At 47.8% G+C, this 24,000-nt stretch carries 24 protein-coding genes; 11 read left to right on the top strand and 13 right to left on the bottom strand.

Annotation, left to right across the window (positions count from 1 at the left end):
• Nucleotides 1-2,013, bottom strand: a 2,013-nt coding sequence (locus tag OEM52_00305) for a PAS domain S-box protein (protein MDK9698577.1), incomplete at its 3' end; no start/stop codon positions are given.
• A 168-nt stretch (nucleotides 2,014-2,181) separates the two neighbouring features.
• Between OEM52_00305 and OEM52_00300 the strand changes: the two genes are divergently transcribed.
• Both OEM52_00300 and rlmB read left to right on the top strand, forming a co-directional pair.
• Nucleotides 2,182-3,411, top strand: a complete 1,230-nt coding sequence (locus OEM52_00300) for an AI-2E family transporter (protein ID MDK9698576.1) — start codon at nucleotides 2,182-2,184, stop codon at nucleotides 3,409-3,411.
• The gene (gene rlmB / locus OEM52_00295) at nucleotides 3,392-4,171 is read left to right on the top strand and encodes a 23S rRNA (guanosine(2251)-2'-O)-methyltransferase RlmB (GenBank protein MDK9698575.1); all 780 of its coding nucleotides are present in this window, start codon (nucleotides 3,392-3,394) and stop codon (nucleotides 4,169-4,171) included. The genes OEM52_00300 and rlmB overlap by 20 nt, the downstream gene beginning before the upstream one ends.
• A gap of 3 nt (nucleotides 4,172-4,174) precedes the next feature.
• On the opposite strand, the gene OEM52_00290 is transcribed toward rlmB, so the two are convergent.
• Nucleotides 4,175-6,337 carry a T9SS type A sorting domain-containing protein gene (locus OEM52_00290; protein MDK9698574.1) on the bottom strand — a complete coding sequence of 721 codons (2,163 nt, stop codon included), beginning with the start codon at nucleotides 6,335-6,337 and terminating at the stop codon, nucleotides 4,175-4,177.
• Between the two features lie 158 nt (nucleotides 6,338-6,495).
• Here OEM52_00290 and OEM52_00285 point away from each other — a divergent pair, with 158 nt between their 5' ends.
• Nucleotides 6,496-6,900, top strand: a complete 405-nt coding sequence (locus OEM52_00285; protein MDK9698573.1) for a hypothetical protein — start codon at nucleotides 6,496-6,498, stop codon at nucleotides 6,898-6,900.
• Nucleotides 6,901-7,029: 129 nt separating this feature from the next.
• Entirely contained in the window at nucleotides 7,030-7,629 is a 600-nt protein-coding gene (locus OEM52_00280) for a YceI family protein (GenBank protein MDK9698572.1), read from the top strand.
• 92 nt (nucleotides 7,630-7,721) lie between these two features.
• Here the strand turns inward: OEM52_00280 and OEM52_00275 are convergent, their stop codons facing one another.
• The 3 genes from OEM52_00275 to mfd form a co-directional block, all read right to left on the bottom strand.
• Nucleotides 7,722-8,441, bottom strand: coding sequence for a DUF542 domain-containing protein (locus tag OEM52_00275; GenBank protein MDK9698571.1), 720 nt, complete (start codon nucleotides 8,439-8,441; stop codon nucleotides 7,722-7,724).
• Between the two features lie 113 nt (nucleotides 8,442-8,554).
• The gene (locus tag OEM52_00270) at nucleotides 8,555-9,727 is read right to left on the bottom strand and encodes an HD domain-containing protein (protein ID MDK9698570.1); all 1,173 of its coding nucleotides are present in this window, start codon (nucleotides 9,725-9,727) and stop codon (nucleotides 8,555-8,557) included.
• A gap of 89 nt (nucleotides 9,728-9,816) precedes the next feature.
• Complete coding sequence (mfd, locus tag OEM52_00265; protein ID MDK9698569.1) at nucleotides 9,817-13,218, bottom strand: transcription-repair coupling factor; 3,402 nt, start codon at nucleotides 13,216-13,218, stop codon at nucleotides 9,817-9,819.
• 155 nt (nucleotides 13,219-13,373) lie between these two features.
• Between mfd and OEM52_00260 the strand changes: the two genes are divergently transcribed.
• Entirely contained in the window at nucleotides 13,374-13,727 is a 354-nt protein-coding gene (locus tag OEM52_00260) for a hypothetical protein (GenBank protein MDK9698568.1), read from the top strand.
• Nucleotides 13,728-13,787: 60 nt separating this feature from the next.
• On the opposite strand, the gene OEM52_00255 is transcribed toward OEM52_00260, so the two are convergent.
• The 3 genes from OEM52_00255 to OEM52_00245 all read right to left on the bottom strand — a co-directional run bounded on the left by OEM52_00255 (nucleotide 13,788) and on the right by OEM52_00245 (nucleotide 15,862).
• Entirely contained in the window at nucleotides 13,788-14,216 is a 429-nt protein-coding gene (locus tag OEM52_00255; protein ID MDK9698567.1) for a hypothetical protein, read from the bottom strand.
• Nucleotides 14,217-14,234: 18 nt separating this feature from the next.
• Nucleotides 14,235-15,002, bottom strand: coding sequence for an enoyl-CoA hydratase/isomerase family protein (locus OEM52_00250; protein MDK9698566.1), 768 nt, complete (start codon nucleotides 15,000-15,002; stop codon nucleotides 14,235-14,237).
• A 71-nt stretch (nucleotides 15,003-15,073) separates the two neighbouring features.
• Complete coding sequence (locus OEM52_00245) at nucleotides 15,074-15,862, bottom strand: enoyl-CoA hydratase-related protein (GenBank protein MDK9698565.1); 789 nt, start codon at nucleotides 15,860-15,862, stop codon at nucleotides 15,074-15,076.
• Between the two features lie 122 nt (nucleotides 15,863-15,984).
• Between OEM52_00245 and OEM52_00240 the strand changes: the two genes are divergently transcribed.
• From OEM52_00240 to OEM52_00230, 3 genes are read left to right on the top strand one after another with little or no spacing between them, the layout of a single operon-like run.
• Nucleotides 15,985-16,491, top strand: coding sequence for a phosphoribosyltransferase (locus tag OEM52_00240; GenBank protein MDK9698564.1), 507 nt, complete (start codon nucleotides 15,985-15,987; stop codon nucleotides 16,489-16,491).
• A gap of 45 nt (nucleotides 16,492-16,536) precedes the next feature.
• Nucleotides 16,537-17,601, top strand: coding sequence for a YchF family ATPase (locus OEM52_00235; protein ID MDK9698563.1), 1,065 nt, complete (start codon nucleotides 16,537-16,539; stop codon nucleotides 17,599-17,601).
• A gap of 5 nt (nucleotides 17,602-17,606) precedes the next feature.
• Nucleotides 17,607-18,578: an RluA family pseudouridine synthase gene (locus OEM52_00230; GenBank protein ID MDK9698562.1), complete on the top strand. Its 972-nt coding sequence runs from the start codon at nucleotides 17,607-17,609 to the stop codon at nucleotides 18,576-18,578.
• Nucleotides 18,579-18,691: 113 nt separating this feature from the next.
• Here the strand turns inward: OEM52_00230 and OEM52_00225 are convergent, their stop codons facing one another.
• Nucleotides 18,692-19,615 carry a proline dehydrogenase family protein gene (locus tag OEM52_00225; GenBank protein MDK9698561.1) on the bottom strand — a complete coding sequence of 308 codons (924 nt, stop codon included), beginning with the start codon at nucleotides 19,613-19,615 and terminating at the stop codon, nucleotides 18,692-18,694.
• 135 nt (nucleotides 19,616-19,750) lie between these two features.
• Entirely contained in the window at nucleotides 19,751-20,728 is a 978-nt protein-coding gene (locus OEM52_00220) for an NAD-dependent epimerase/dehydratase family protein (GenBank protein MDK9698560.1), read from the bottom strand.
• 66 nt (nucleotides 20,729-20,794) lie between these two features.
• Between OEM52_00220 and OEM52_00215 the strand changes: the two genes are divergently transcribed.
• Nucleotides 20,795-21,313, top strand: a complete 519-nt coding sequence (locus OEM52_00215; protein MDK9698559.1) for an EVE domain-containing protein — start codon at nucleotides 20,795-20,797, stop codon at nucleotides 21,311-21,313.
• Between the two features lie 37 nt (nucleotides 21,314-21,350).
• On the opposite strand, the gene OEM52_00210 is transcribed toward OEM52_00215, so the two are convergent.
• From OEM52_00210 to OEM52_00200, 3 genes are all read right to left on the bottom strand, one after another.
• Nucleotides 21,351-21,689 carry an MTH938/NDUFAF3 family protein gene (locus OEM52_00210; protein MDK9698558.1) on the bottom strand — a complete coding sequence of 113 codons (339 nt, stop codon included), beginning with the start codon at nucleotides 21,687-21,689 and terminating at the stop codon, nucleotides 21,351-21,353.
• 51 nt (nucleotides 21,690-21,740) lie between these two features.
• Complete coding sequence (locus OEM52_00205) at nucleotides 21,741-21,980, bottom strand: DUF3783 domain-containing protein (protein ID MDK9698557.1); 240 nt, start codon at nucleotides 21,978-21,980, stop codon at nucleotides 21,741-21,743.
• A 140-nt stretch (nucleotides 21,981-22,120) separates the two neighbouring features.
• The gene (locus OEM52_00200) at nucleotides 22,121-22,384 is read right to left on the bottom strand and encodes a hypothetical protein (protein MDK9698556.1); all 264 of its coding nucleotides are present in this window, start codon (nucleotides 22,382-22,384) and stop codon (nucleotides 22,121-22,123) included.
• Between the two features lie 156 nt (nucleotides 22,385-22,540).
• Between OEM52_00200 and OEM52_00195 the strand changes: the two genes are divergently transcribed.
• The gene (locus OEM52_00195; GenBank protein ID MDK9698555.1) at nucleotides 22,541-23,632 is read left to right on the top strand and encodes a hypothetical protein; all 1,092 of its coding nucleotides are present in this window, start codon (nucleotides 22,541-22,543) and stop codon (nucleotides 23,630-23,632) included.
• 29 nt (nucleotides 23,633-23,661) lie between these two features.
• Nucleotides 23,662-23,994: a tRNA-binding protein gene (locus tag OEM52_00190; protein ID MDK9698554.1), complete on the top strand. Its 333-nt coding sequence runs from the start codon at nucleotides 23,662-23,664 to the stop codon at nucleotides 23,992-23,994.
• Nucleotides 23,995-24,000: the final 6 nt, after the last annotated feature.

Genomic DNA, 24,000 nt, shown 5'->3' with positions numbered 1-24,000 from the left:
ACTGGCGTTTTCCGCATCGGTTAAGTAGCTTTCGGCAGTTCCATCAGAACCTGCTTTCGCCAATCCAATATTGCCGATAATTGCAGTTAACAAGTTGTTAAAATTGTGAGCAATTCCGCCGGTCAATTCGCCAATCGCAACTAACCGTTGTGCTCGGTTTAACTGATTCTGTAATTCCGTTTCTTGTGTAATATCTCGTGCGAACCTACCGAAATATAAAATGTTGCGGTCAAGATCTCGTACCGGTACAAATGATACCTCGACATCAATGGTCGTTTGATCATGACGCAGATTTACTTCCCGGCAGCGCCAACTTTGACCTTGGTTGAGAGTTTCCATCATTAAGGAGGATGCGTCAGGGTGATTCTTCGTGGAGGATAAAATTTCAATTTGCTTAAAAAGCAACTCGTCTTCATGGTACCCGTACAATTTTTCAAATGCAGGATTTACATAGATAATCCGGTTCTCGCGGTCAAATAAACAAATCGCCTCAGAGGCGGATTCTACAAGAGTCGCCAACCGGTTGTTTTCGCGCTCAACTCGCAGACGATCGGTGATATCTTCTCCGATTACTGCGATACCATTTGCGTTACCTCTATTATCGTGTAAAGGAGTGATATGGAAAGCGATGGTGCGGCGCGAACCATTTTTCGTTTCGATTTCATGAATTGATACTGTAGTGAAACGTTCGGTTCGGATCTGTTCGAGATAATTCTCACGACGTTGCTTCCGCATCTCCTCCGGGGGAAACAACTCGAACCAATCTCGATTAAGAATTTCATCGAACTCATAGCCGGTAACCCGTAACAAATATCGATTACAATATTGAATATGACCCTTGGCGTCAAGGATGAATCCCAAAAGTTGCACATTGGAAAGAATGTCACGAAACCGCTTTTCCGATTCCCGCAAACTCTCGGTTGTTACCTGCAACCGGGTAAGCATTCGGTTTATCTCCGTTGAGAGACCCGACAACTCATCATCGCCGGAGATTGCCGTAGTTTGTTTACTTTCGAGTGATGAGCCAATTAAACTAACTTGCTCACTGAGAAGCTCTACTCGTTTAAAAACCGTTCGCGATAGAATTCCGATTAACACGATACACATAACTGCGATGACGATTAGCAGCAGCACTGAGGTGACAAATTCATCGGCGCGAAGCGTGTTCAGTTCGCGGGGGATAAGAACTTCCAGCAGGATATTTGCTTCCCCCCAAATATCCTTAATTAACACAAATCCTGTCGACATTGATGGGTTATCGAAGCGAGCGTATGGTTCGTTAGAATTCTTGAGAACATCGATGATATGTATCTCATCGGAAGTGCGGTTGGGATCGCTTGGTCTCACCAAACGAATAGACAATTCAAGATTTTTTGACAGTTCTTGCAACTTCTCTTGGTTGAATATTCGTCCAATGATGAGAGTACCAGCAACCGGTCCGGTTTGATCTGTTTTTACAATCGGTCGCGCGGCAACAAACATGATGCCATCACTATACTCCATTAATCCGTTGAGCGAGGCATCAAGGTCGGTGAGGCGAATTCGCTTTGAATAACTCTGGATCGAATCGTGCAGCGAATCTGAGATCGGAATCACAGTACCGTTTTCGAGGTCATACAATTTCACATATACGATTTGGTGTGTACTGTCGAGAAAAGCCATTAAGTTCAGTTTGCTGGTGACGAAAGTATTATCAAGCAGGTTCGCCTTTACGTATTCTTCGTTGTGGTTTTGAATGTATTCATAGGTATCGTCCCATGCCGACCAATCGGAAAGAAAGATGTCTAAATGGTATAACTCCTGATCGATCGCATTGATTGCGCGAGAAGCATTGCGTTTAATTTGTTTGATCTCGTAGTTGTCGTAATGCCGGGATGAGAGGAAAATGTAGAAGCCCGCGTCAAAAGCAAGCAAGGATAGTAGAGTAATTCCTACTAAACCCATGACCTTTTTCCGTAATGTTGCGCCGGAAAATGGTGGTTGTCTCAATTTCGCTGCATTAGTTTTAAACATTCCTTTTTCGCCTAAAAAAGCTATTGAACAAATGCCTCTTACTCAAAATCGGAAACTGAATGAGCTTTCGCAAGTCAAATCGAAAAATTAGCAATAAAGTGTGATCTGGAATAGGTTCCGCTCGAATTCATTGTTACTTTCTTGAAGAAAACAGAGTACAAGTGGACAATGAACGATAGCTCAGATAAATTACCCTATTGGCTAAATGCTGCAATCTTAACGATTGCCGGAGCAGGATTGTTCGCAGCATTTTTGTATGGATTGCGTTCGATTCTTGGTGTTCCAATCAGCTATATGGCGCTTCTAATCTTGCTGTGGCCCTATCGGAGCTATGCTGCGGTGGTTTCAATTCTGCGAACTGTCACTGTTTTGTTTTTGATATATGTCGTTTGGCTGATCAAGCCATTATTCCCAACCGCGATAATTAGTATACTATTGGTAGTCGTTCTGCGAGCACCCGTTAATGCACTCTGCCGACGAGGGATAAAACGGGGAATTGCCGCTCCATTCGTTTTAGTGTCAACTATTTCCTTGTTGGGAATCATACTTGCGATTATCCTGCCAGCGATTTTTGATCAAACGGAGATCTTCGCGAAACTATTGCCAGTGTACTATGAGCGAATCCATACAAAGCTGCTGGAAGAATGGCTTCCCTATCTACAGAGCATCCCGTTGCTCCAGCAGTTTGACTTTGAGTTGTTTAAGGAAAAGCTTCCCCAATTAGCACAAAAAGCGTTGCTTCAGTTTGCCAATCTTGGTGAAATTCTCGTGAAGCAAACTGGGAACATTGTGAACCAGCTATTGAACTTGTTGCTGGTACCGATAGTTACTCTTTATCTACTACTGGATTCTCGCACCATTTCGCAACGGTTGTTTGCCCAGTTACCCGAACCGACAAAGAGTAGTTGGATGGCTTATGGTGAGCGGGTAAGTGAGATTCTTTCACGGTGGTTACGCGGCCAACTACTCATCGCCGCATTCATCGGGAGTGCGACCGGAATTGGGTTAGCGATAATTGGAGTAAACTACGCGTTGACGATTGCTGTACTGACGATGCTATTGGCATTCGTTCCATATATCGGGATTTTACTAAGTTTGATTCTCGCCATCCTGCTTGGTCTTACCGGCGGCGGCGGGTTGTTCGTAATTGTGAAAATCGTTGTACTGTATGGAATAATCCAGTTTCTCGAAGGGAATTTTCTCACGCCTCGGATTATGGGAAAAGCGGTTGGGATGTCCGACTTAATGACGATGATTACGTTGGCGATCGGTGCACAACTGTTTGGTTTGTTTGGTTTGATCTTTGCCGTACCGGTAACGGCGATTGGTACTATTCTCTTCCGGGAATGGTGGAACGCCGAGTTTAGAAAGGGATCGAATGTCGACCGAGTCGAATAATAATGAAAATATAATCGAGCAACGCGAAGGCTGGGTGTTTGGACGCCAACCATTGCTGGAAGCGTTAGCAGCGAAAAAAACGGTCGAACGGATTTACCTTGCTGATGAATCGCACGGTGACATTATTCAAGAGATTCGAGATGCGGCAAAAGGCGTTTGCCCAGTCGATTTGATTCCCCGAGCTGCATTAGACCGCTACTCCAACGGCATTCGTCATCAAGGGGTTGCCGCCCGACTGGCTTCAGTGGAAACCATTCCCCTTGATCACTGGTTGACACAACTTACTAACGGGAAACCGGTAACGGCATTGATGTTGGATGGGATTGAAGATCCTGGAAATTTGGGTGCGATACTTCGTTCAGCAGCAGTGTTTGGCGCCGATGGGGTGATTGTTGGTGAACGTCATAATGCGCCGCTTTCACCTGCCACTGCCAAAGCTTCGGCTGGCGGTATGTTCCATGTTCCCATTGTTCGTGCTAAGCATTTAAATCACGCGATTGATATACTCAAAGCGAACGGGTTTTGGGTATTTGCCTTAGCTGAGGAATCGGAACAATCGATAATCGATTTAGAACTGCCGGAACGAATCGTTTGGGTCATTGGTGGCGAAGGGAGTGGAGTGTCGCAAAGCCTACGAAAAGTTTGCGACGCCGTCACGGCAATTCCGTCGCCCGGTGCGCTGAAAAGTTTGAATGCATCGGTTGCTGCCGCTATTGCGCTTTACACCGCATTAACAGCACGGGAAGCACCACTCGAATAACTGCTACTTCAGAAGAACAATTTTCTTGCTTACCTGCTCATTCCCAAGCTGAGCGGCGATGATATATGTTCCCGCCGCAAGATTATTTCCACTGAACGAGAAGGAATGCGTTCCGGCTTCCCGGTAGCTATCCGACAATGTTTCGAGGAGTTGTCCAGTAACATTAAACAACTGAATTCTCACCGGCGCTGTATGCGGCAGGGAAAATGTGACGGTTGTAGATGCGTTGAACGGATTTGGATAAGCAGATAACAGCGCAATGTTGTTTGGTAATTGACGATTCGAAGTTTCTTCTTCTACCGATACCGCTTCATTGCAATCGAAGATACTGAGACTGGTTCGGTCAGCAACATAGGCAAAACCATCTTCGACTGTTATCTCCAAAACAGCGCCACGCGTATCGTAGTACCCGACCAAACGGGGATCGAACGGATTATGTAGCGAGTACACTTTTAGCCCGTCATACCCACAAGCAGCATATACATGATAACCGGATACGGCAATCGATAAAAGATTCGGTATAGGAATTGTTGCGATTTGCTGACGTTCGGTCTGATCGGCACTAAACACCCGTAACCCTGAGTCACTGTCGACGACAAAGCAAAACTGTCCCGAAACCGCAATCGATTGCGGGTGTCCGGTAAACGTATAGGAAAAAATCTGCCGTGGCTGCATCGGGTCTGCTACATTCCAAACGAGTAGCTTTCCGCCATCGACCGCAATGAATGCGGTGCTATCGACGATTTCGATATCGCGGGTAAAGCCAATCGTATCAATGGAACGGATCAGGGTAGGATTCGTGGGAACGCTAACCACCCGTAATCCATAGGTTCCGTAAGCAATGAATCCGTAGCCATCTTTCGCATCAAACCCATAGGCATCGAAGGAAAGGGGAAACGAACCTAACAATTGTGGGTTCTGCGGTGCTGCAACATCAACAATTTGTAAGGCACGATCACGATAGGATGCTAACGAGTAGATTGTATTTCCGATTGTGGTAAGATCAATTGGATATCGATCCGAGAAAACTGAATTTACTTCGATCGGTGCATAGCGATTAGAAACGTCTACAATCCGCAATCCTTTTCCAAACGATCCGATATAAGCATAATCACCAATTTTTGCAATTGCTTCCATCCGAGCCGGTGGATCGTATGACGCAAACAGTAATGGTGTTGTCGGCGAGGATACATCCACCACACTAAAACCATATTGACCATCGGCAACAAACGCTAATTGACCCTCCAGAACTGCTTTTCGAGCGCCAGATTGCGTCAAACCGCCTCCCAGAATCGATGGTGCCATGAGATTGGACAACCCAACGACTCGCAGCCCTGCCGACTGAGAACTGACATAGGCAACGGTATCACGAACGGTGACTGAAGTCGCAGTTCCCAACATGGTCGCTTGTCCGAGTACTTGTGGTGACGCCGGATTTTCCAGCGAGATGGTTCGTACCCGATTGGATTCGGCGCAGATAATGTGGGTCGAATCGATCCAAGCGGAACTCATGACCGAACTAGTAGATTCGAGTGAGCTAATTGTGGGAAGGTTTACCGGGTCGGCAAGGTTGATGATGAGTAGTCCAGGAGAACTAACTGATAGCACGGCGATAGTATCGCGTATCGCGATTGCTCGAACATTGACATTTAGAGTAATATGACCAATGGGTGCTGGATTCACTGGATCGGCGATGGAATAGGTATAGAGCCCATCAAGTGTTCCGATCACTAAAATTGTGTCTTTGATTGCCGAGCAGTACGATTGTGTAGTAGGTAGGGAAATATTAGATAGCAACGTTACTGGCGACGTGTCGTTCCAACCGAAGATTTCTATGCCGTTGACCCCTTCACAGACAACTAATAAACCGTTCGCATAACTAAGCCCTTCAGCGTTCCCTTGCGTCTGGATTGATCCAGTCTGTGAGATAGTATTATTCAGCAATTCAGCAAAAACAACCCCGGTAGGTCCGGTAGCAATCGCCGAAATGGAACCTCGCTTAACGATGTCAATCGCAGTATCCCAATACATGTATTGGGAAGCTAAGCGAATGTTGAGACTATCCTGGGCATGTGCCGGTGAATCAAATGTTATGAAAGCAAGAACCCAAAAGAAGATACTACGGGTGGTGATTGCTCGAAACAAAGTTGAAACGGTTTTCATCATAGCTCCCAAATCGATTGCTACTGTTTTGCCAAACGACAAGATAAGATGGAGGAGGTGCCTAAGAAAGCTTTTGTATCGAAATGAGGAAGTTTGGTTTTGGAAAGGATAAGAAGTGGAATACCTTGTAATCAGACACAAACTGAGTGGGGAGAGTTGTAATGGTTATCACATTGTTGTTTTTGACTCTTGCATTATCCGCGGCGACCTGCTTCTCGGTTAATCAGGTGTTTCACAAAACTGTCCTGAAAATGCTGAGCAAAATTTTTCCCGACGATATCACATTGGCATTTCGCCGTTACCTCGCTTTTGCTTTGTATGTCATCGGTATCGGGGGTGGTGTTCGCATCTACGATATCGAACGGTATATAAATCCGGCAAAACGTGGAGGCGAAGAAAGCTTCGCGCCGCTACTTTTGAATAATGAGCGCTTGCTCTTGGAAATGGTGCGAACCCTGATCGAAACACTACAAGCACTCGCTTGGGCGCTGTTTGTCTTTTTCCTCATCATCCTGATCGCTTGGCTGATTATCGCCAACCGCCAGCGCCATACGACTCCCCAGTAGAGCACTTAACTCCTGCTATTCTCTATGAGATGTTGGTTTGTCCAACAAGCGCTTGATTTCTTCCGTACCTCTATTCGTTCGACATCGAACAATACGTGTTTTTATCAATTAGCAAAAACGGGAGGCAGAATGAAATTCATCGGAAAAACAACAATTGCTCTTGTCGCAGCGTTTGTAATCAGCGGTGGGGCGGCTGCAGCTGAATGGGAAGTCGATCTCGCGCATTCCAGCGTTGGTTTTGCTGTCAAACACATGATGGTCTCGACAGTGAGAGGTAGCTTTAACAAGTACGAAGCAAAAGTCATTTTCGACGATGCGAAACCGGAAGCGTTACAAGTGGAGGCAAAGATAGATGTTAATTCGATCGATACCCGCAATGCCCAGCGGGATGCCCATCTGAAGAGTGCTGATTTCTTCGAAGCGGAAAAACATCCACAAATGATATTTAAGTCGAAATCTGCGAAGTCGTTGGGAGGAGGCAAGTACGAAGTAACAGGTGATTTGACCATGCGTGGTGTTACCCGCCAGATCGTGCTGAAGGGGGAAGGTTTTACTCCAATACTTGATACTCCCTGGGGCAAAAAGGTAACCGCAGCACGAGCAACGGCACTTATCAATCGAGAAGATTTCGGTTTGACTTACAACAAAGCGTTGGAGACTGGTGGTTTTGTGGTGGGGAAGGAAGTAACGATTGAGTTGGAGCTCGAGTTAACGAAAAAGAATGGATAACTGGACCGCAGGGAGGTTCACAAATCCAAACGATCGAAAACTCGTAGCTCCACTCGAAAAAACCGGACATTGTCCGGTTTTTTTGTGAGTTGTCAATGATGTGAACCGGCTTTCAGTTGCTCCATTGCCAACTGACTCGCTCGGGGAAAGAGTATGTTATTCTCTTTATGGATGTGTAGATGCAAATCTTTTTCTAACTGGCAAAGTCCATCGAGAACACTGCGGTAACTTTCACCAGTATCGTCGGGGGCACAAAAATTATTCGTGATTTGTCGCATTTGTTTGATATCGTCGGCTGAAGTATCATGTTCCCGGATTCGGACTTTTATTTCTTCGCTCGATGAGTGATCACCCTGCCACTGTAACTCGCCACTTTCTAAAGCAACAATCGTCGGAAACAGCACTTTCTCTTCGCTTAAGAGGTGCGCTTCAACAGCAAACCGGAAAGCTCCGAACAGCTTCTGCAACTCAAGGATTTCCGGATGTTCTTTGCCGTAAAGCTGGGCTACTCCTTGTAATTGATCGAAAAGCTTCGGAAGTACCGTCCGCAAATATTGGTGGTGATTGGCTTCGATATGCTGAACCAACTCCCGTAGGGTAGATTTCGACCAGTCGAATTCCTCGGTATGTCGAGTCCGCTGGTCATGGTCGACAATCCGTTTTAACACTTCGTTCACTGAAATACCTTTTGCTTTACATACTTCTGCAAGAGTCTGCGAACCTACTACGCTGTAATCGATTTCGAGTGCAAGAAAGACTTCGGCGCGACTGGGGCGCTGGGTTATGAAAGTGGCGATAGCGCTGTTTTCCATTTTGGTAATACCCCCGTTGCCAAACTGGGTTTCATGCATGAATGCGTCAATAAGTTATACGAAGAAATGTCAGAAAAATAGTAATTTTCAAACATTTGAAAGATTTTTGGTTTTCATAACTCAAGTATACATTCAAGCCTTGCCTGTGAATCATCCTTTAAATTGACCAGCAGTGGCCGATCCAATTTATGACCACGGTCATTCCGTAAAAGTAAAACTTCCGGATGATGAAGATCCTCCGAAAACACTTTCGATACGACGCCACGATACAACAACAGGTCGGTTTGACGGGTTTGCTTGATCCGGACTAAACTGCCAATGGGGAACACATTGATAATTGAAATCGCTTCAGTAACGACGTAGGGATGAAAGCGAGTACCTGCGAGCGCAGTTATTTCCTCAACGGCTTGCAAAGGTGTTAACGGATCGGTGCGGGTTTTGCCATTGACCAAATTATCGAAATAGTTAGCAACTGCGATTACTTCGGCATGGCGAAAAATCGATCCCCGTTTGTTCCGTTCTGAGAACGGTGGGTTGGGATCGCCGCGGATGCCTTCGGGAAAGCCACTACCATCGAAATTCTCATGATGCTGATATATTGCAACCCCCACACTAAGCGGGAGCATCGGATCATTGCTTACTAATTCAGCGCCAAGTGAAGCGTGTTCCCGGTATTGTTTCTCTTCGCTAAGGGTGCGTTGGTCACCCGGCTTCTCGGAGAGTGACTCTGGCAGTTTTGATTTTCCGATATCGTGCAATAAGGCTGCTAATGCTAACGCTTCCAATTCACGGAACGGGTAATGCAGTCGGATGCCAATCATGATACAAAGCATGGCGACATCGAGCGAGTGGTGAAAATGCAGTTTCTCGGCAACTTTCACACTGGGATAGAAGTGTTGAATGGGTGATTGTAACAAATTATCCAATAGCGAAGACGAAGCCTGCTTTAACATCCGTAGCCGGGTGGGAGGAGGAGCCTGTACTTCAGGGGCTGCTCGTTCGGGTATCATAGCTGAACGAGCGTTAGAAGGCTTTCCTCCTACTGCTCGTTGATACACATGGAAGAGATGTTGCCGATCTTCCAAGTCGAGCAAATCTTCCGCAACGATAGATTCGGTACCTTCTTCCTGAATGTACACGAAGTTAAACTTGTAGCGTTGGAGACGCGCGATGTATTCAAGATTCAGTTCGGTCCCTTGCGCTAACAATAGCCGGAACTGATCGTCAAATACTGGTCTGCCAAGCACCATCCCGGTGCGGAGATTACGAATTGTACACTGTCGCATGATATCCAAACAAAATTAACATTGAAAACGATGGACTAATTTCTGTCATTCGATACACAGTAAGCAAGCGGATTAAGCAATTTTTGAAATTAAATCGTTTGAATACCCGTGAGTTCTCGGACTATTTTTGACGCCGCTTCGTCGGGATCTGACCCTTTCCTAACCGATACCGCAATTCCCAACGGCTTGGATGTTACCCACGCCTCCTTGTTCTCAAAGAATCGGTTGAATCGAAGCATCCAGGCGGCAACTTCTGGATGTTGCAGGGTTTTGGCGTCTTCCGGCAGCTTTGCCTCCAGCCGGATTTCGGCAGGCAAAACTGTGATTTTCGCAACGCCGGTTCGTTTTGCTTCGATTCGCATTTTTACCGCAAGCAACAACCGGTTTGCTGCTACCGGGAGTCTACCAAAGCGGTCGCGCCACTCCGACTGCAGCTCATCGACTTCACGAATTTCGCGCATCCGCTCTAATCGTCGATAGAATTCGACTTTTTCCGGGATTGATTCGATGTAACTGGAGGGAATCAACGCTTCGCCAGGAATCTCAATCCGGATCGGAGCCTCTTCTTTCGCGACAACAACCGTTTCCGGGTCGTTCCCCTCTCGCAGAGCTGTTATCGCCTCTTCCAGCATTTCAAGATACAAATCATAACCAACCGAAGTGATTGTACCCGATTGTTCTTTACCTAATATGTTTCCGGCACCGCGGATTTCTAAGTCGCGCAAAGCGATTTCGTAACCTCCGCCAAGTGAATTGAACTCTTGCAGAGTACGGAGCCGTTTCCGGGCGTTTGATGTTACCATCGCCTCTCCGGGCGTCAACATCCACGCATACGCCTGCCGGTTACTCCTGCCGATTCTTCCGCGCAATTGATACAACTGGGCTAATCCTAACGCATCAGCACGGTTCACAATCAACGTATTTACATTCGGCAAGTCGATGCCCGATTCGATAATCATCGAACTAAGCAGCAAATCATACTTGTGATGCATGAAGTCGAGCATAATTTTTTCGAGCTGATGACCCGCCAATTGAGCATGTGCCATCGTCATCCGCACTTCCGGCAAGATATTCTGTAGCCGCATCATGATTTGCGGCATCGTTTCCACCCGGTTGTGGACGAAGAAAACCTGTCCGCCGCGGGAAATTTCACGTAGAACAGCTTCACGCACCAAGCGCTCGTCAAAGGCTGCGACTTCGGTTTCAATCGGTAATCGCTCAGCCGGAGCAGTACGAATGAAACTAACGTCACGGGCGCCGGACAGCGCCATTTGCAACGTCCGGGGTATCGGAGTAGCGCTTAATGTCAGCACATCAACTTCGGTGCGTTTTCGACGGAGATCGTCTTTGTGCTTCACCCCGAACTTATGCTCCTCATCGACGATGACGAGACCCAGCCGGCGGAATTCAACATCTTTGCTTAACAGCCGGTGAGTGCCGATGAGGATATCGACTTTCCCTTGTTTCGCTTCGGTGAGAATTCGCTTCACCTCTTTGGGAAGTACGAAACGGGAGATTACTTCGATATTCGCGCCGGTATAGCGAAACCGCTCGCGAAAAGTTTCGCCATGTTGCGCGGCGAGTACAGTTGTGGGGCAAACAACCGCGACCTGCCGATTCTCCTGTAGTACTTTCCAGGCGGCTCGCATCGCCACTTCGGTTTTGCCGAATCCCACATCGCCGATGAGCAATCGATCCATCGGACGAGGACTCTCCAAATCCTGCTTAATCTCTTCGGTAGCGCTAAGTTGGTCGGGTGTCTCTTCGTACTCGAATGCGGCTTCAAATTCGTGTTGTGCAACACCATCTCCGGTTGCCGGTTCGCGCTCGATAATCGCACGGGTCGCATACAACTCGAGGATGTGTTTTGCCATATCGGTTGCCGCTTTTTTCGCGCGGGTTCGGGCTGACATCCATTCGCCGCCGCCAATCCGCGAGAGCTGCGGTTCGCTCTCTTCCGCGCGATACGGTTGGAGTTTATGGAAATGCTCCATCCGTACATACACAGAAACGCCGCCATGGAACAGTATCTTGAAGCAATCCTGTGTGCTCTCTGCCACGGTAATGCGTTCGATCCCATCGAATCGCCCGATTCCGTGATCGACGTGTACTACATAATCGCCGCGGCGTAATCCGTCGAGTTGACTCTTTGCCATCGGAGTTGCGATGAAACGGCGGTGACGCCCCCGGCGGCGGGTTCTACCAAAGAGTTGATGCTCGGTAAACAACACCAGTTTAGCGTCGGTGAGCGAGAAGCCGCGATGGAGCGAAGGAACAAGAATTGGGAGTTCTGTCAGTCGGGAATCCTCGTGAGCGTCGAATAAATCGAAAAGACGCTCCCGCTGCCGATCGGAATCGCACAATAGGAAACTTTTCCAGTGCTGTCCTTCGAGTCGCCGGAAACCCCCTTCAAAAGCGTCCAGATCACCGCGAAACTCTTGTAATGCATGGCGGGTCAATTCAATCGTTACCGCGTCGGCCGGCACCAGTTTAATCGGTTTTCGTTTGGGCGGTTTTGGCACTCCGGATTCGCTAACGGCGACTGTTTCATCGACGGGTACTTCTTCCAAAAGCGCCGAACTCGGTTGTTTAAAAGAAGTAAAGAGCAATTTGCTAAACGGCTGCAAAAGTTTTGCAGCATCTGAATCGGACAGGTAAGGTGGGTGCTCGATATCGGGACGCTCTTCGACAGCGCGATGCCAATCCTGCCAAGCAAATGCGACGCCGGTAGCATCGGAAAAAACAAAACGGGTCTTTGCGGGATTCAGATTTTGTAGTAAGAAATTGCCGGAGGCGGCGATGGGTGATTGTACCCGAATAGACGCTTTCTCAACAGAAACTACAGATCGTTGAGTCGCAGGGTCGACTAATCGCAAGGAAACTATTTCGATGTCGTCGAGTTCGATCCGAAGAAACTTCTCTTCTCCCCAACCGAACAAATCGAAGATCCCACCCCGGCGAGCAAACTCTTCCGGTTCGGAAACCATCGCTTCCCGGTCGAACCCCGCCTCGATTAGTAACTGTGATAACTCCTCGGGATCAAGCAAATCACCGACTGCGAATTGTAAAGAAGGTTTCGGATTGGCAATTCCTTCCAACAAAACTACCGCCGGTAAAACAATGGTAATCGGTTCGTCACTGATAGTAGTCAATGCTTCGAGCGCCAATGCCCGCTCGCTTTGTTCCGCGGGGGGGGCGCCAACTTTATCGCCGGGAAACGCTTCGCGCTGCGGACAGATAAATACTTTACCCGGTTCGAGGTTTGTTAAGTCGTCATGTAACGCTTCGGCATCAGAACGGTTTGCCGCTACTACAATAATTCGTTCAATATCGCGAATTTTCGCTTCTTGCTGTATCATCGCAGCAAGAATGGCTGGCAACGAATCGCCATCGCCGGGGATAACGGTGTTTAACCCGCGCAGACTGCGTTCGAGGGCACGGTCAACCGGTTCGCAATGAAGGTGGGGAAGCAGCGCTTCCAATAATGTCATGGTTTGCTCAAGTAAACTACGAAATCCCCCAAAGCCAAGCTGAGGGGGTAATCCGCTAATAATACCGCTCTCACAACAAAGCTCCAAATCGATTGTTTCATCATAACCGTTGTAGTTTGTATCTTAGGGGGCGCAACAAACCCGGGAGGAACCAAATGAAAGTCTTGTTACTACTAACCGTGCTTCTTGTTACCATTGGGCTGTTCGGTTGTTCGGCAAAGCCACCTTATGCGGAAACGAAACTGCAGTGGGAAACCGACATTAAACCGATATTTGAACAGACCTGCTTAGAATGCCATGGTGGATCCAGAATCGAAGAGAACTTTAATGTGATGAGTCCAGACCAAGTCCGTGAGAATATTTGGTTGATTTACAAGATGGTGATTACGAAAGAAAAGATGCCGCCGAAAAACACGTTGAACATTCATTTATCGCAAGGCGACCGGATAAAGATTAACAATTGGATTCGCGGCAATGCCCCCGGCATTGGTCCTGGAACGCCATACTGAGACACGGCAAAAAAAACGGGCGGGTTTGTGTACCCGCCCGTTTTATGTGCGAACGCAATATTATCGTGTCTGTGTGACGTTCAAATCCAACCGGTACTCCAACTCACGATCCAGCCAGAATTGTACCATTTCTCGATCACCCAACTCACGATACTCAGCAGTGATTTTCTCGGCGACAGCCAGCAACATCGGCATAACTGCATCATTGCGGATTCGGTGGTAGAGCCGGTATGCGGCAAGAAATTTATCTACCGCGAGCGCATGCCGTTTTTCCGCAGAAAAGCGATCCCCTTTAGCAATGTACCGCTCTGCCCGCCGCTCAGGTGATAAAAACAGCGCGATCAGATTTTGCAGGAGCTCATCGGGGCTGTAATCGTTCGACCAAGACCATTTAAACAGCCACGGTGAACGAAATGGTCTGCGTTTCTTCTCGATCTGTGCCCTCATCGCTACACCCAAGTATCCAATTGAAAACGGCGGGTATGTCACCCGCCACTTCCAATATTCTTAGCCACGGAACCATTTCGGTGGCCGGTTTTCCAGTGCTGCCTTGATGCCTTCCTGAGCATCGGAAGTCGACATCAAATCGTTCAAGAATATGTCTTCACTCATCTTGACGGCGCGGGTCACCGGTTCATACAAGCCACCATCAACAACCCGTTTGATGTGACTTAACGCGACATGACTGTGGCGCGCAATCCGGCGAAGGAATACCCGCATCCGTTCTTCAAACTCGTTTGATGGAAACACTTCGTTGATGATACCCATTTCTTTCGCTGTTTGGGCATCGACCGGATCGCCGGTTAACAGCAATTGAAGGGCGCGGTTTCGCCCGCCCAACCTTGGCAGCAATGCAGTTGCAACTGGTGGAAAGAGTGCCAACTCGACTTCCGGTTGTCCAAAACTCGAACGGGCTGAGGCGACACAGAGATCGCAAAACAACGCAATTTCGCATCCGGTACCCAACGCTTCTCCGTTTACTGCGGCCAGCGTGATGATATCGGGTACATTTAGGTTTTCAAAGAGCTTGTCAAGTTCGTGCATCATTTCGCCGACGCGCTCACGAGTCAAGTCTTCGACGTTAATGCCGGAGGAGAAGACACCTCCAGCGCCTCGCAAGACTATGATTTTTAATTCTTTGTTCAGCGCTAACCGAACCAGCTCTTCATTGAGCCGATGGGCTAATGCAAGCGAAATTAAGTTCGTCGGCGGGCGTGAGATCGTAATCTCCGCTACGTGCTCGCGTAAAGTGACGGTGACTTCGGACGAGTTCATTTCATCCTCCTGTCGGCGGTGAATTCGAGGCAGGGTGGCGTATTTGCCGCACTCCTAACGTACGAAAACTTTTAGTTACTTTTCCATACCGGTTTGCGTTTTTCTAAAAAAGCTCCGGTGCCTTCCTTCATATCCGGTGTCCCACAAGCTTGTCCAAACCACCAAGCTTCGACGGACAATGCTTCGTCCAAGTGGCGTTCCAGTCCATTTGATACGGCCTCAATGCAATACTCGAGCCCTTTGGGCGATTTTGTCAGGATTAGTTTTAACAGGTCTCTCGCAGTGCTAAGCAATTCCCCCGGTGGAACAACTTTATTTACCAAACCGATGCGGTATGCTTCGTTTGCATCGATTATCTCTGCACTTAGCAGCAATTGAAGCGCTCTGCCCACCCCGACCAGCCGCATGAGCCGTTGGGTGCCGCCAAATCCTGGAATTAGACCAAGATTCACTTCCGGTTGTCCAAACTTCGCTTTTTCCGAAGCGATTCGGATATGGCATGCCATAGCTAATTCGCACCCTCCGCCCAATGCGAACCCATTCACGGCGGCAATCACCGGTTTCGGTAATGTTTCCAAACATCGGAAAGCGGTATTTCCGTTTTCCGAGTATTTCTTGCCGTTGGCGGCATCCAACGTGTTCAATTCGGTAATATCGGCACCGGCGACAAATGCCTTTTCCCCTGCCCCGGTCACAATGATTCCACCAATCTCCGGATCAGATTTCGCCTTGGTCGCAAAATCGTGAATCTCTTCGATAACCTTGGTGGATAGTGCATTCAATGCTTCCGGCCGATTGATTGTAACCAGCGCAATGCGCTCGGAAACCTCCACCAACAAGTATCTATATGTATACTCCATTTCCGTTTTCCCCTCCCATTGAAACGTGATGTTCTGCTGTATTAAAAGTACAATATACAATTGGCATACCGGTGAGAGCGGTGTATCTTACTAAGAATGCAAGAAACCATTAGGGAGGTGCCATGCAAACTCACACTCACTCCCATGAGGGGCGGCGGGAGATTACTTGGGAACGCTTCGGGGAAATGGCGAAGGAACTCGCGCTCAAAATCGACCGGGAGTATCAACCAGATTGCATCGTAGGGATATCGAAAGGCGGCTTAACCTTAGCTTCCGTCTTAGCAAGTCTGTTCCGGATCGATTTGTATCCGATTCGCTTATCATACCGCGAGCGGGATCGAATCGTCCACGAGAAACCGCGGTGGTCAGTAGAACCACCTGACGATGTTGAGGGGTGTAAAGTACTCCTTGTCGACGAATTGGCAGTGTCGGGTCATACCCTCCACGAGGCAGAGCGAGCATTGCGCAACAAAGGGGTCAGTGAAATAAAAACATGTACCCTGTACATTCATCCAGGTAGCTTCAAGCCAGACTTTTATTATCTGGAAACCCCGGAATTGGTTGTTAATCCATGGGATAAATGGGTAATTGTCGAGAACGAAATCACAATTCATCCCGAGTATCGATAAGAATCGCTCTCGATACATACAATCTGACGAAGAGAAAAGAAGAAAATGCAACTTGGTTTAGTAGGACTTCCCCGCGTTGGGAAGACGACATTGTTCTCCGCATTGGTAGGGAAAGTAGTCGATCGCACCTATGGCAAACGAGAAACCCATGTCGCTGTTGCGAAGGTACCCGATCCCCGATTACCGGATTTTACGGCAATTTTCCAGCCGAAACGGGAAATACCTGCCACCGTTGAGTATGTCGATATCGCCGGTCTCGAAGCAGGCGCTGGTAAAGCCGGTTATGATGAGAATTTTCTAAAGACACTTGCTCAGACCAATGCGCTGGTGTTGGTGTTGCGCGGTTTCGATGCGGAAGATGGAGCAGCGCCCGATCCGGTCAAAGAGTTCGTTACTGCGGAAGAGGAATTCCTGCTTAATGATCTCGGTTTGGTGGAACGTCGGCTCTCCCGATTGGAAGGACAAATCAAGAAACAGAAATCACCCGCATTGGAAGCCGAATTCAAATTGATGCAAATGTGCTTTGCCGTTCTGGAACAAGAAAAACCGCTTCGTACCATGAACATCGATTTGGAGAACGAGAAGCTATTACGGGGATTTCAGTTTCTTTCCTACAAACCGCTCATGGTCGTCATCAACTACGGCGAAGAGTATGCCGAAAAAGTGTCCGGTTGGGAAGCAGCGATTCGGACGAAGTTAACCGAACGCAGTACGATACTTTCTTTGCAAGCAGAAATCGAAGCAGAAATTGCGCAATTGGAAGAAGCCGACCGGACTGCTTTTCTGGCGGATTTGGGAATTGCCGAACCTGCGGCGCACCGCGTTATTCGCGAGTGTTATTCGCTGCTAAATCTTATCTCATTCTTTACTGTAGGCGAAGATGAATGCAGGGCGTGGACTTTAACGAAAGGCACCAATGCCGTTGGTGCAGCCGGTGTGATACATTCGGATTTAGCTCGCGGTTTTATTCGTGCGGAAGTAACGCGCGGCAGCGATATGCTTGAGCACCGTTCGCTACATGTCCTGAAAGAGAAGGGGCTCTCGAGGTTGGAAGGAAAAGAATACGTCGTACAGGATGGTGATATCCTTGTCATTCGATTCGCAGTGTAATCGCAATGCCAGAAATTCCCCGCATAACATTCCGGATTCCAACGAAAGAAACAATCACAATTGCTACAGCGATTCGCCAAGCAATTCCAACCGCATCTTGGAACACTGTTCGGAAATGGTTGCATGGTGGTCACGTACTGGTGAACGGTATCCCGGTTTTTGAAGAATCGGCGCGGGTCAATCAAACCAACGAAATCGCAATTTCTCCGGCATCGGGCGGCAGTCTTGCCCGGATCGAGCGTAGCAATAGCGAAGATATCGTAAAAGTTGTTTATCTCGATATCGATGTTGCTGTCGTCGAAAAACCGTCCGGGGTAACGACGCAAATCGCTACCGACGATTGGGAACCGACTGAAGTCAAACGCCCCGGCGACCGTACCCTCGAAGAGTTGATGATTCCTATTGTCAAGAAGATGGTACTGGCTCGTCCCGAATGGAAGAGTGGTTCACCGAGGTTAGTTCATCGCCTCGACAAGGATACCAGCGGACTGCTGGTATTCGCACGGACTGCTCGCGCGTATGATTTACTAAAACGGCAATTCTTTGAACACACCATCGATCGCGAATACATCGCAATAGTACTCGGTACGATGACACGGGAAACGACTTTCGATTCGTATTTGATAGAAGATCGCGGCGATGGGAAGCGGGGATCGGTGAATCAACCGGAACGTCATGCGAAGCACGCCATCACCCACGTATTCCCGGAACAGCAATACCATTATGCAACACAAGTACGTTGTCGGTTGGAAACCGGACGTACCCATCAGATCCGTATCCACTTGAGCGAGGCTGGGCACCCCGTCCTCGGCGATCCGATCTATGGCACTTCTTTCGACCTCATTCCCGAAATCGTTCCAGCGCCCCGGTTAGCGCTTCATGCGAAACTTTTAGCATTCGACCACCCGAATGGAAAGCGCATGCGGTTCGAGTCGCCATTGCCTCCTGATTTAACTAAGTGGGTGAAGAAGCTGTAGGGAATCGATTGATCGAACCTGACACTCTTGAGATTTGGGTTTAGTTTTGCATTAAAAAAAGGGGTGAACGATGGTTCACCCCTTTTCTGTTGTCCATGCAAATCCAAATTGGATCATCCACCAAACCGGAACATCGCTTTAATGATGTGTCCCGCCATTGCCGGGTTTTCCTTGAGCCGACGGATGCTATAGGCATACCACTGTTCGCCAAACGGCACATACAAGCGGAGCGGATGCCCTTGGTCGATTATTCGTTGCCCAAGATTAGGAAGTACACCCAGTAACATCTGGAACTCATACTTCTCTTGGGGAATCTTCCGTTTCTTGATTTGCTCGAAGGCATACTCGATCAGCGGTAAATCGTGCGTTGCGATACCGACACTAATATCGTTATCGAAAATGGCATCGAGTGACTTCTTGTAGTTGGTGCGGATTTCCTCTTTCCCTTTGAAGGCAATTGCTTCCGGTTCGACATAAATCCCTTTACATAACCGGACATGTTTGCCGCCGACCGCTTGGGTTCCGCCCATTATCTTCGCCAAGGCTTCGATATCGGAGACGGTGCGTTTGAGGTACGCTTGCAATACGACACCGACATTGTCGAAACCGTCGCTCCGTAATCCGTGATACAATTCCAGCGTCAGATCGGTGAAAGGGGAATCTTCCATATCGATTCGGATGAAGGTGTTTTTCGCCCGGGCAAGTGTCAACAACTCCCGGTAGATTTTCCGGGCGTGGTCACGATCAATCCCCAATCCCATCTGGGTTGGTTTCACCGATACGTTACCGTTGACTTTCTCCTTCGACAATTGTTCCAGTACTTCATGGTACTGAGCGGCGGCGGCATTGGCTTCGGATAAGTCCGCGATGTTTTCGCCCAATACATCGACCGTAACCGTTCTCCCGGAACGGTTCAATTGCAGGCTTTCTTTGATAGCGTCGGAAAGTTTTGGTCCGGCGATATACCGGCTTGCAACTACATAGACAATCGATTTAGGTACGATGGGGAGTGTTTTTGCGATAAGTGCGTTTAACATAGCTTCCTCCCGCACCGGGGTTGGGATGCAACACCGATGGGTTTGCGGGTAATGCGGATCAAAAGATGGAAACGGGCATAATATGCGAAGAAAAGCGTAGGGTGTGCAATTCTACCAGACTCTGTGATTTGACGGTTACTGGAAAGAACCAGCTTTAACCCAATCGTCGATACCGGTTTTCGCATTGCGATATCGAACACCCAACAAACGTTCCGCCTTCGCACTGGAGTATGCCCAATGGTGGTTTACTGTACGGAACAAAGTTGGTGTAAACGGTAATTCGCTTCTAAATAGATTAAATAAAAGAGAAGGAATTGTCGTGAGAGCTGCCAGCAATGTCGGAGAAACGTCGAATTGTGGAGATTTTCCTCCGGTCGCGGTAGCGACGAGATCGAGAAACTCTCCCATCGGTAGCGACTCACCTCCGGCGATAAACTCGTCACGTTCCCGCCGCTTCAACATTTCAATCGCCGTGTCGACAACATCGTCGATATGAACGAAACTTCCCAGCGAGTTGCGTCCTGCAAAGATTGGGAGCTTTCCGTGCGCTACCCAATGAGCGAACCGCGTCAATGAACCTTTAGCGCCGGGTCCATAGATAATCCCGGGATTAAGAATGCCACAGGGTAAACCGTTGTCGAGCCGTTTTCTGGCAAGAATCACGGCCTCTCGTTTGGTCGCTTCATAGGGTGAAATCGCTTTTGCCGGAAAGGGTGAATTTTCATCGACGGGAGTAAGACCGGTTGGACCGTAGGCGACCACCGAACCGATTTGCAGGAAGTAGCAGTCATTCGGTGCGGCACCCAACATGCGTTCCGTAGCACGGACATTTACCGCATACATTGGTTTGAACCGCTCGCTGCTCACCTTCACAATCGCAGCATTGTGGATGATGGTGTCGATGCCTTCATAAATTTTTTCAAAGTCAATGTTTGGTTTGGTTAAATCACCTGTGAAGATATCGACGACACCAGGAGAGCGATACTCTTCCGGTAATTTTGCCCTCAATGCTTTCGGATCGCGTACAATCACGCGCACCTGCCCCTTCCATTCAAGGAGGCGGAGTAAAAGACGTGTTCCAAGAAATCCGGTTGCCCCGGTGAGTAGTACCATATTCGCGTATTACCTTTGAATCCATTAAAATACACGACGAAGCATTCGACAACCAAGCGGGGAAAAATGGCAAAGCGGAAGAGATACTGGTTAATGAAAACCGAGCCCGATGTTTGCTCCTTTGACGATATTGCAAATCTGCCAAATCAAACGACCGGATGGGATGGCGTACACAACTATCAGGCACGCAATTCAATGCGGGACGAGATGAGCGTAGGCGATCCAATTATCCTTTATCACTCCAATGCGATGCCTCCTCATGCGATAGGCATTGGGGAAGTAGCATCAGAGGCGTATCCCGATCCCACCCAATTCGATAAAAAGCAAGAAGCGTATGACCCGAAGGCAACTAAGGAGAAACCGATTTGGTATCAGGTCGACGTGAAAGCGATTCGGAAGTTTTCTCGTGCCGTTGGGTTACCAGAACTGAGGCAAGTAAAGGCTTTACAAAACATGGTGTTGTTTCGGGCGTCGCGGTTGTCGGTGCAACCGTTGACAAAGCGGGAGTATGAGTGGGTCGTCAAGTTGGGAGATACCGATACTTCTCAAGCGACCAAAAAAGGTACTAACAAAAAACGAGCGTAGAGTCCTACGCTCGTTTCACTTCAGTAAAGAAAACTGATCATTCGCGAATATGCAGACAGAGTGCCACGTTGCCGTCTTTTTGCGATTTATTGAATTCGGTAACCGCTTGTTCAGATTGGTAGATATCCAGTTTCAAGCCTTTTGATTCAATCGCAGCTCGAACTGTTGGTACGATGCCCATCATACGATACAATCCGTTTCCGATGATTATTCGTTTCGCACCCGACTTCAGTACTTCCTCCAGATCATCCATTGTACAACGGGAACCTTCTTTCCGCCACCATGGTTTAATTTCACCACTGGGAAAGATAGCGACATCGTTCTCATAGACTTTTCCGTCGATTGTCAACTTTCCAAATTTTAACGATTCAATCATAACAGATTCTCCGCGTTAATGATAAACTACGCTGAAGTAAGATTACAGATATCACGAGGTTTGGAAAGTGGCATGTTCAGTGCGAATCGTTGAGAGGTATTCGCCGACTTTCCAATCAAGTACACCATCAGGAACCATTGCCATGGCTGGAACCCGAAGGTTACTATTTCTAACAATATCTACGAACCGGCTGACTTCTGCCTCAGAATACCCTGAGATCAGGATAACAGGTATTTCCGCTGTTCCCGCCGCATCAGAAGCATCGAGCGGAGTAAACTCCGGGGTATTCATAACAACCGCAATCCAAAGACAGAAGTGCAAAAAAACCAGGATGACTCGAAATCAATATAGAACTCAACCTTGACTTTGTCAAGAAAACAAGGCAATGCTTACGTTTTCGATGGAATCAAGCCCCGTTACAGATGATACGATTAAAACTGTTGCGGTACATCCGACAACTTTTTACCTAAGACGTAATGCCACTTTTTATGCAACTCGTCGGTCTCCTCGAGAAACAGATCTACATAAGTAGTCACATCAAGGATATACCATTTCTTCGCAGCATCGCGTTGTTGCTTGACATAACGATCTGAAAAAAGGCGATACTTCGTGTTCTTCAGGACAAAATCCCCTTTATCATTCTGCTGAAATCCGTTTTTGATCAACCAAGCTTCCATTTGTGATTGAGTGATCATGAGTGACCCCTTGCCAAGAAAAACGAGAATCGTTCAAAAATAACTAATACACACAAGATAATTACGTATCACGTCCCTAAGATACTACGATTGTTTCACCATCAATATATCAAATCGAGTTCGCGTTGCAAGTTTTTATCCTTGGGGGGAAATGTGTTGAAATTGCTACTACCAACATTACTAATAGCAGGAATTACAGGACAAGCGATGGGATATTCTAGTGGACCGCTTGATGGCTACGCTGGAAATCCACCGCTCATGAACAATTGCACTGAGTGTCATGATTCAAATCCGCTTAACTCGGGTACTGCTTCGATTTCGGTTATCGGACTCCCGGATTTTTACTATCCGGGTGAGACTTACACAGTGCAAATGCAGTTACAGCAAACCGGACAAAGCCGTTGGGGGTTTGAACTAACATCACTTAAAGAAACCAATTACCAGCAAGCCGGATCCCTCAATGTAACAGCACCGGTATTCACCCAACTTTCCGTGGGAGTAGGAAACGATCCCGATTATCTAAAACATACTACGACAGGTACATTTCAGAATTCATTTAATGGACCGGTCTACTGGAACTTCTCGTGGACAGCACCGACTGCAGGGTCGGATACGGTCGGATTTTACTTGGCAATGAATGCTGCAAATGGCGACGAATCGAACCGCAATGATTACATCTACACCCGACAGTACTTCATTCCGGAAGCAACTACTCCCACTGAAGTGATTTCACTATCGCTGGTTCCTCAAAACAACATAGTGCAAATGAGTTGGAATCCATCTACCGGTGCCAACTTGTACTTCGTGAAACGCTATGATAATCCCTACGATGCGATACCGTTTATCACAATCCCTACTCTTGAAACATCATTTACCGCCAATGTCAATTTCGCTTCAGAAGTCAGTCGATACTATCGAGTTTCCGCAGTCAGAGGTACTAAACTTTCAACAAGGGTACAGGGGATTTTCACCCAAAACTGTGTAACATGCCACATGACAGGTTTTCCCACAGGTGGCATGGATCTTTCAGAGGGTAATACGTTTTTAAATACTGTATCAGTCTTAACGGAAGGTTACCAAGGGAGTTATCGGGTAGTTCCGTTCGATACTTCTTCATCGGTGCTCTGGCATAAGATCAACAACACTGGTTTGTATGGGGATGCTATGCCGCTCGGAGCTCCAATGCTGTCACCGATTGATCGCGCCGACATCGCACGATGGATTGCCGAAGGAGCAGTAAACTACTAAGTTCTTGTGACATACAACAGGATAATATCATGACTATCCCCTTTTCGGTCTTCGATCAAGTAGAAATGCGCGTTGGGGAAATCGTTCAAGTCGATCCTTTTCCCGCGGCTCGAAAACCTGCATACAAAGTAACAATCGATTTTGGCGAATTTGGATTGAAGCAATCCAGTGCTCAGATAACCGTTCATTACTCCGAGCAATCGCTCATCGGACGAAGGATAATCGCCGTAACGAATTTTAACCCAAAACGAATCGCAGGATTTCTTTCCGAGGTGTTAGTATTAGGAGTACCGGATGTCAACGGAGATGTAGTGTTGCTCATGCCGGAGCAGGATGTAGCGTTGGGTGCTCGGGTATTTTAATGGACA

It is taken from the genome of bacterium, assembly GCA_030247525.1.
Lineage (GTDB): Bacteria > Electryoneota > JAOADG01 > JAOADG01 > JAOADG01 > JAOTSC01.
Note: the sequence above shows the minus strand (reverse complement) of the source record. Positions and strands in the feature narration are given on the sequence as shown.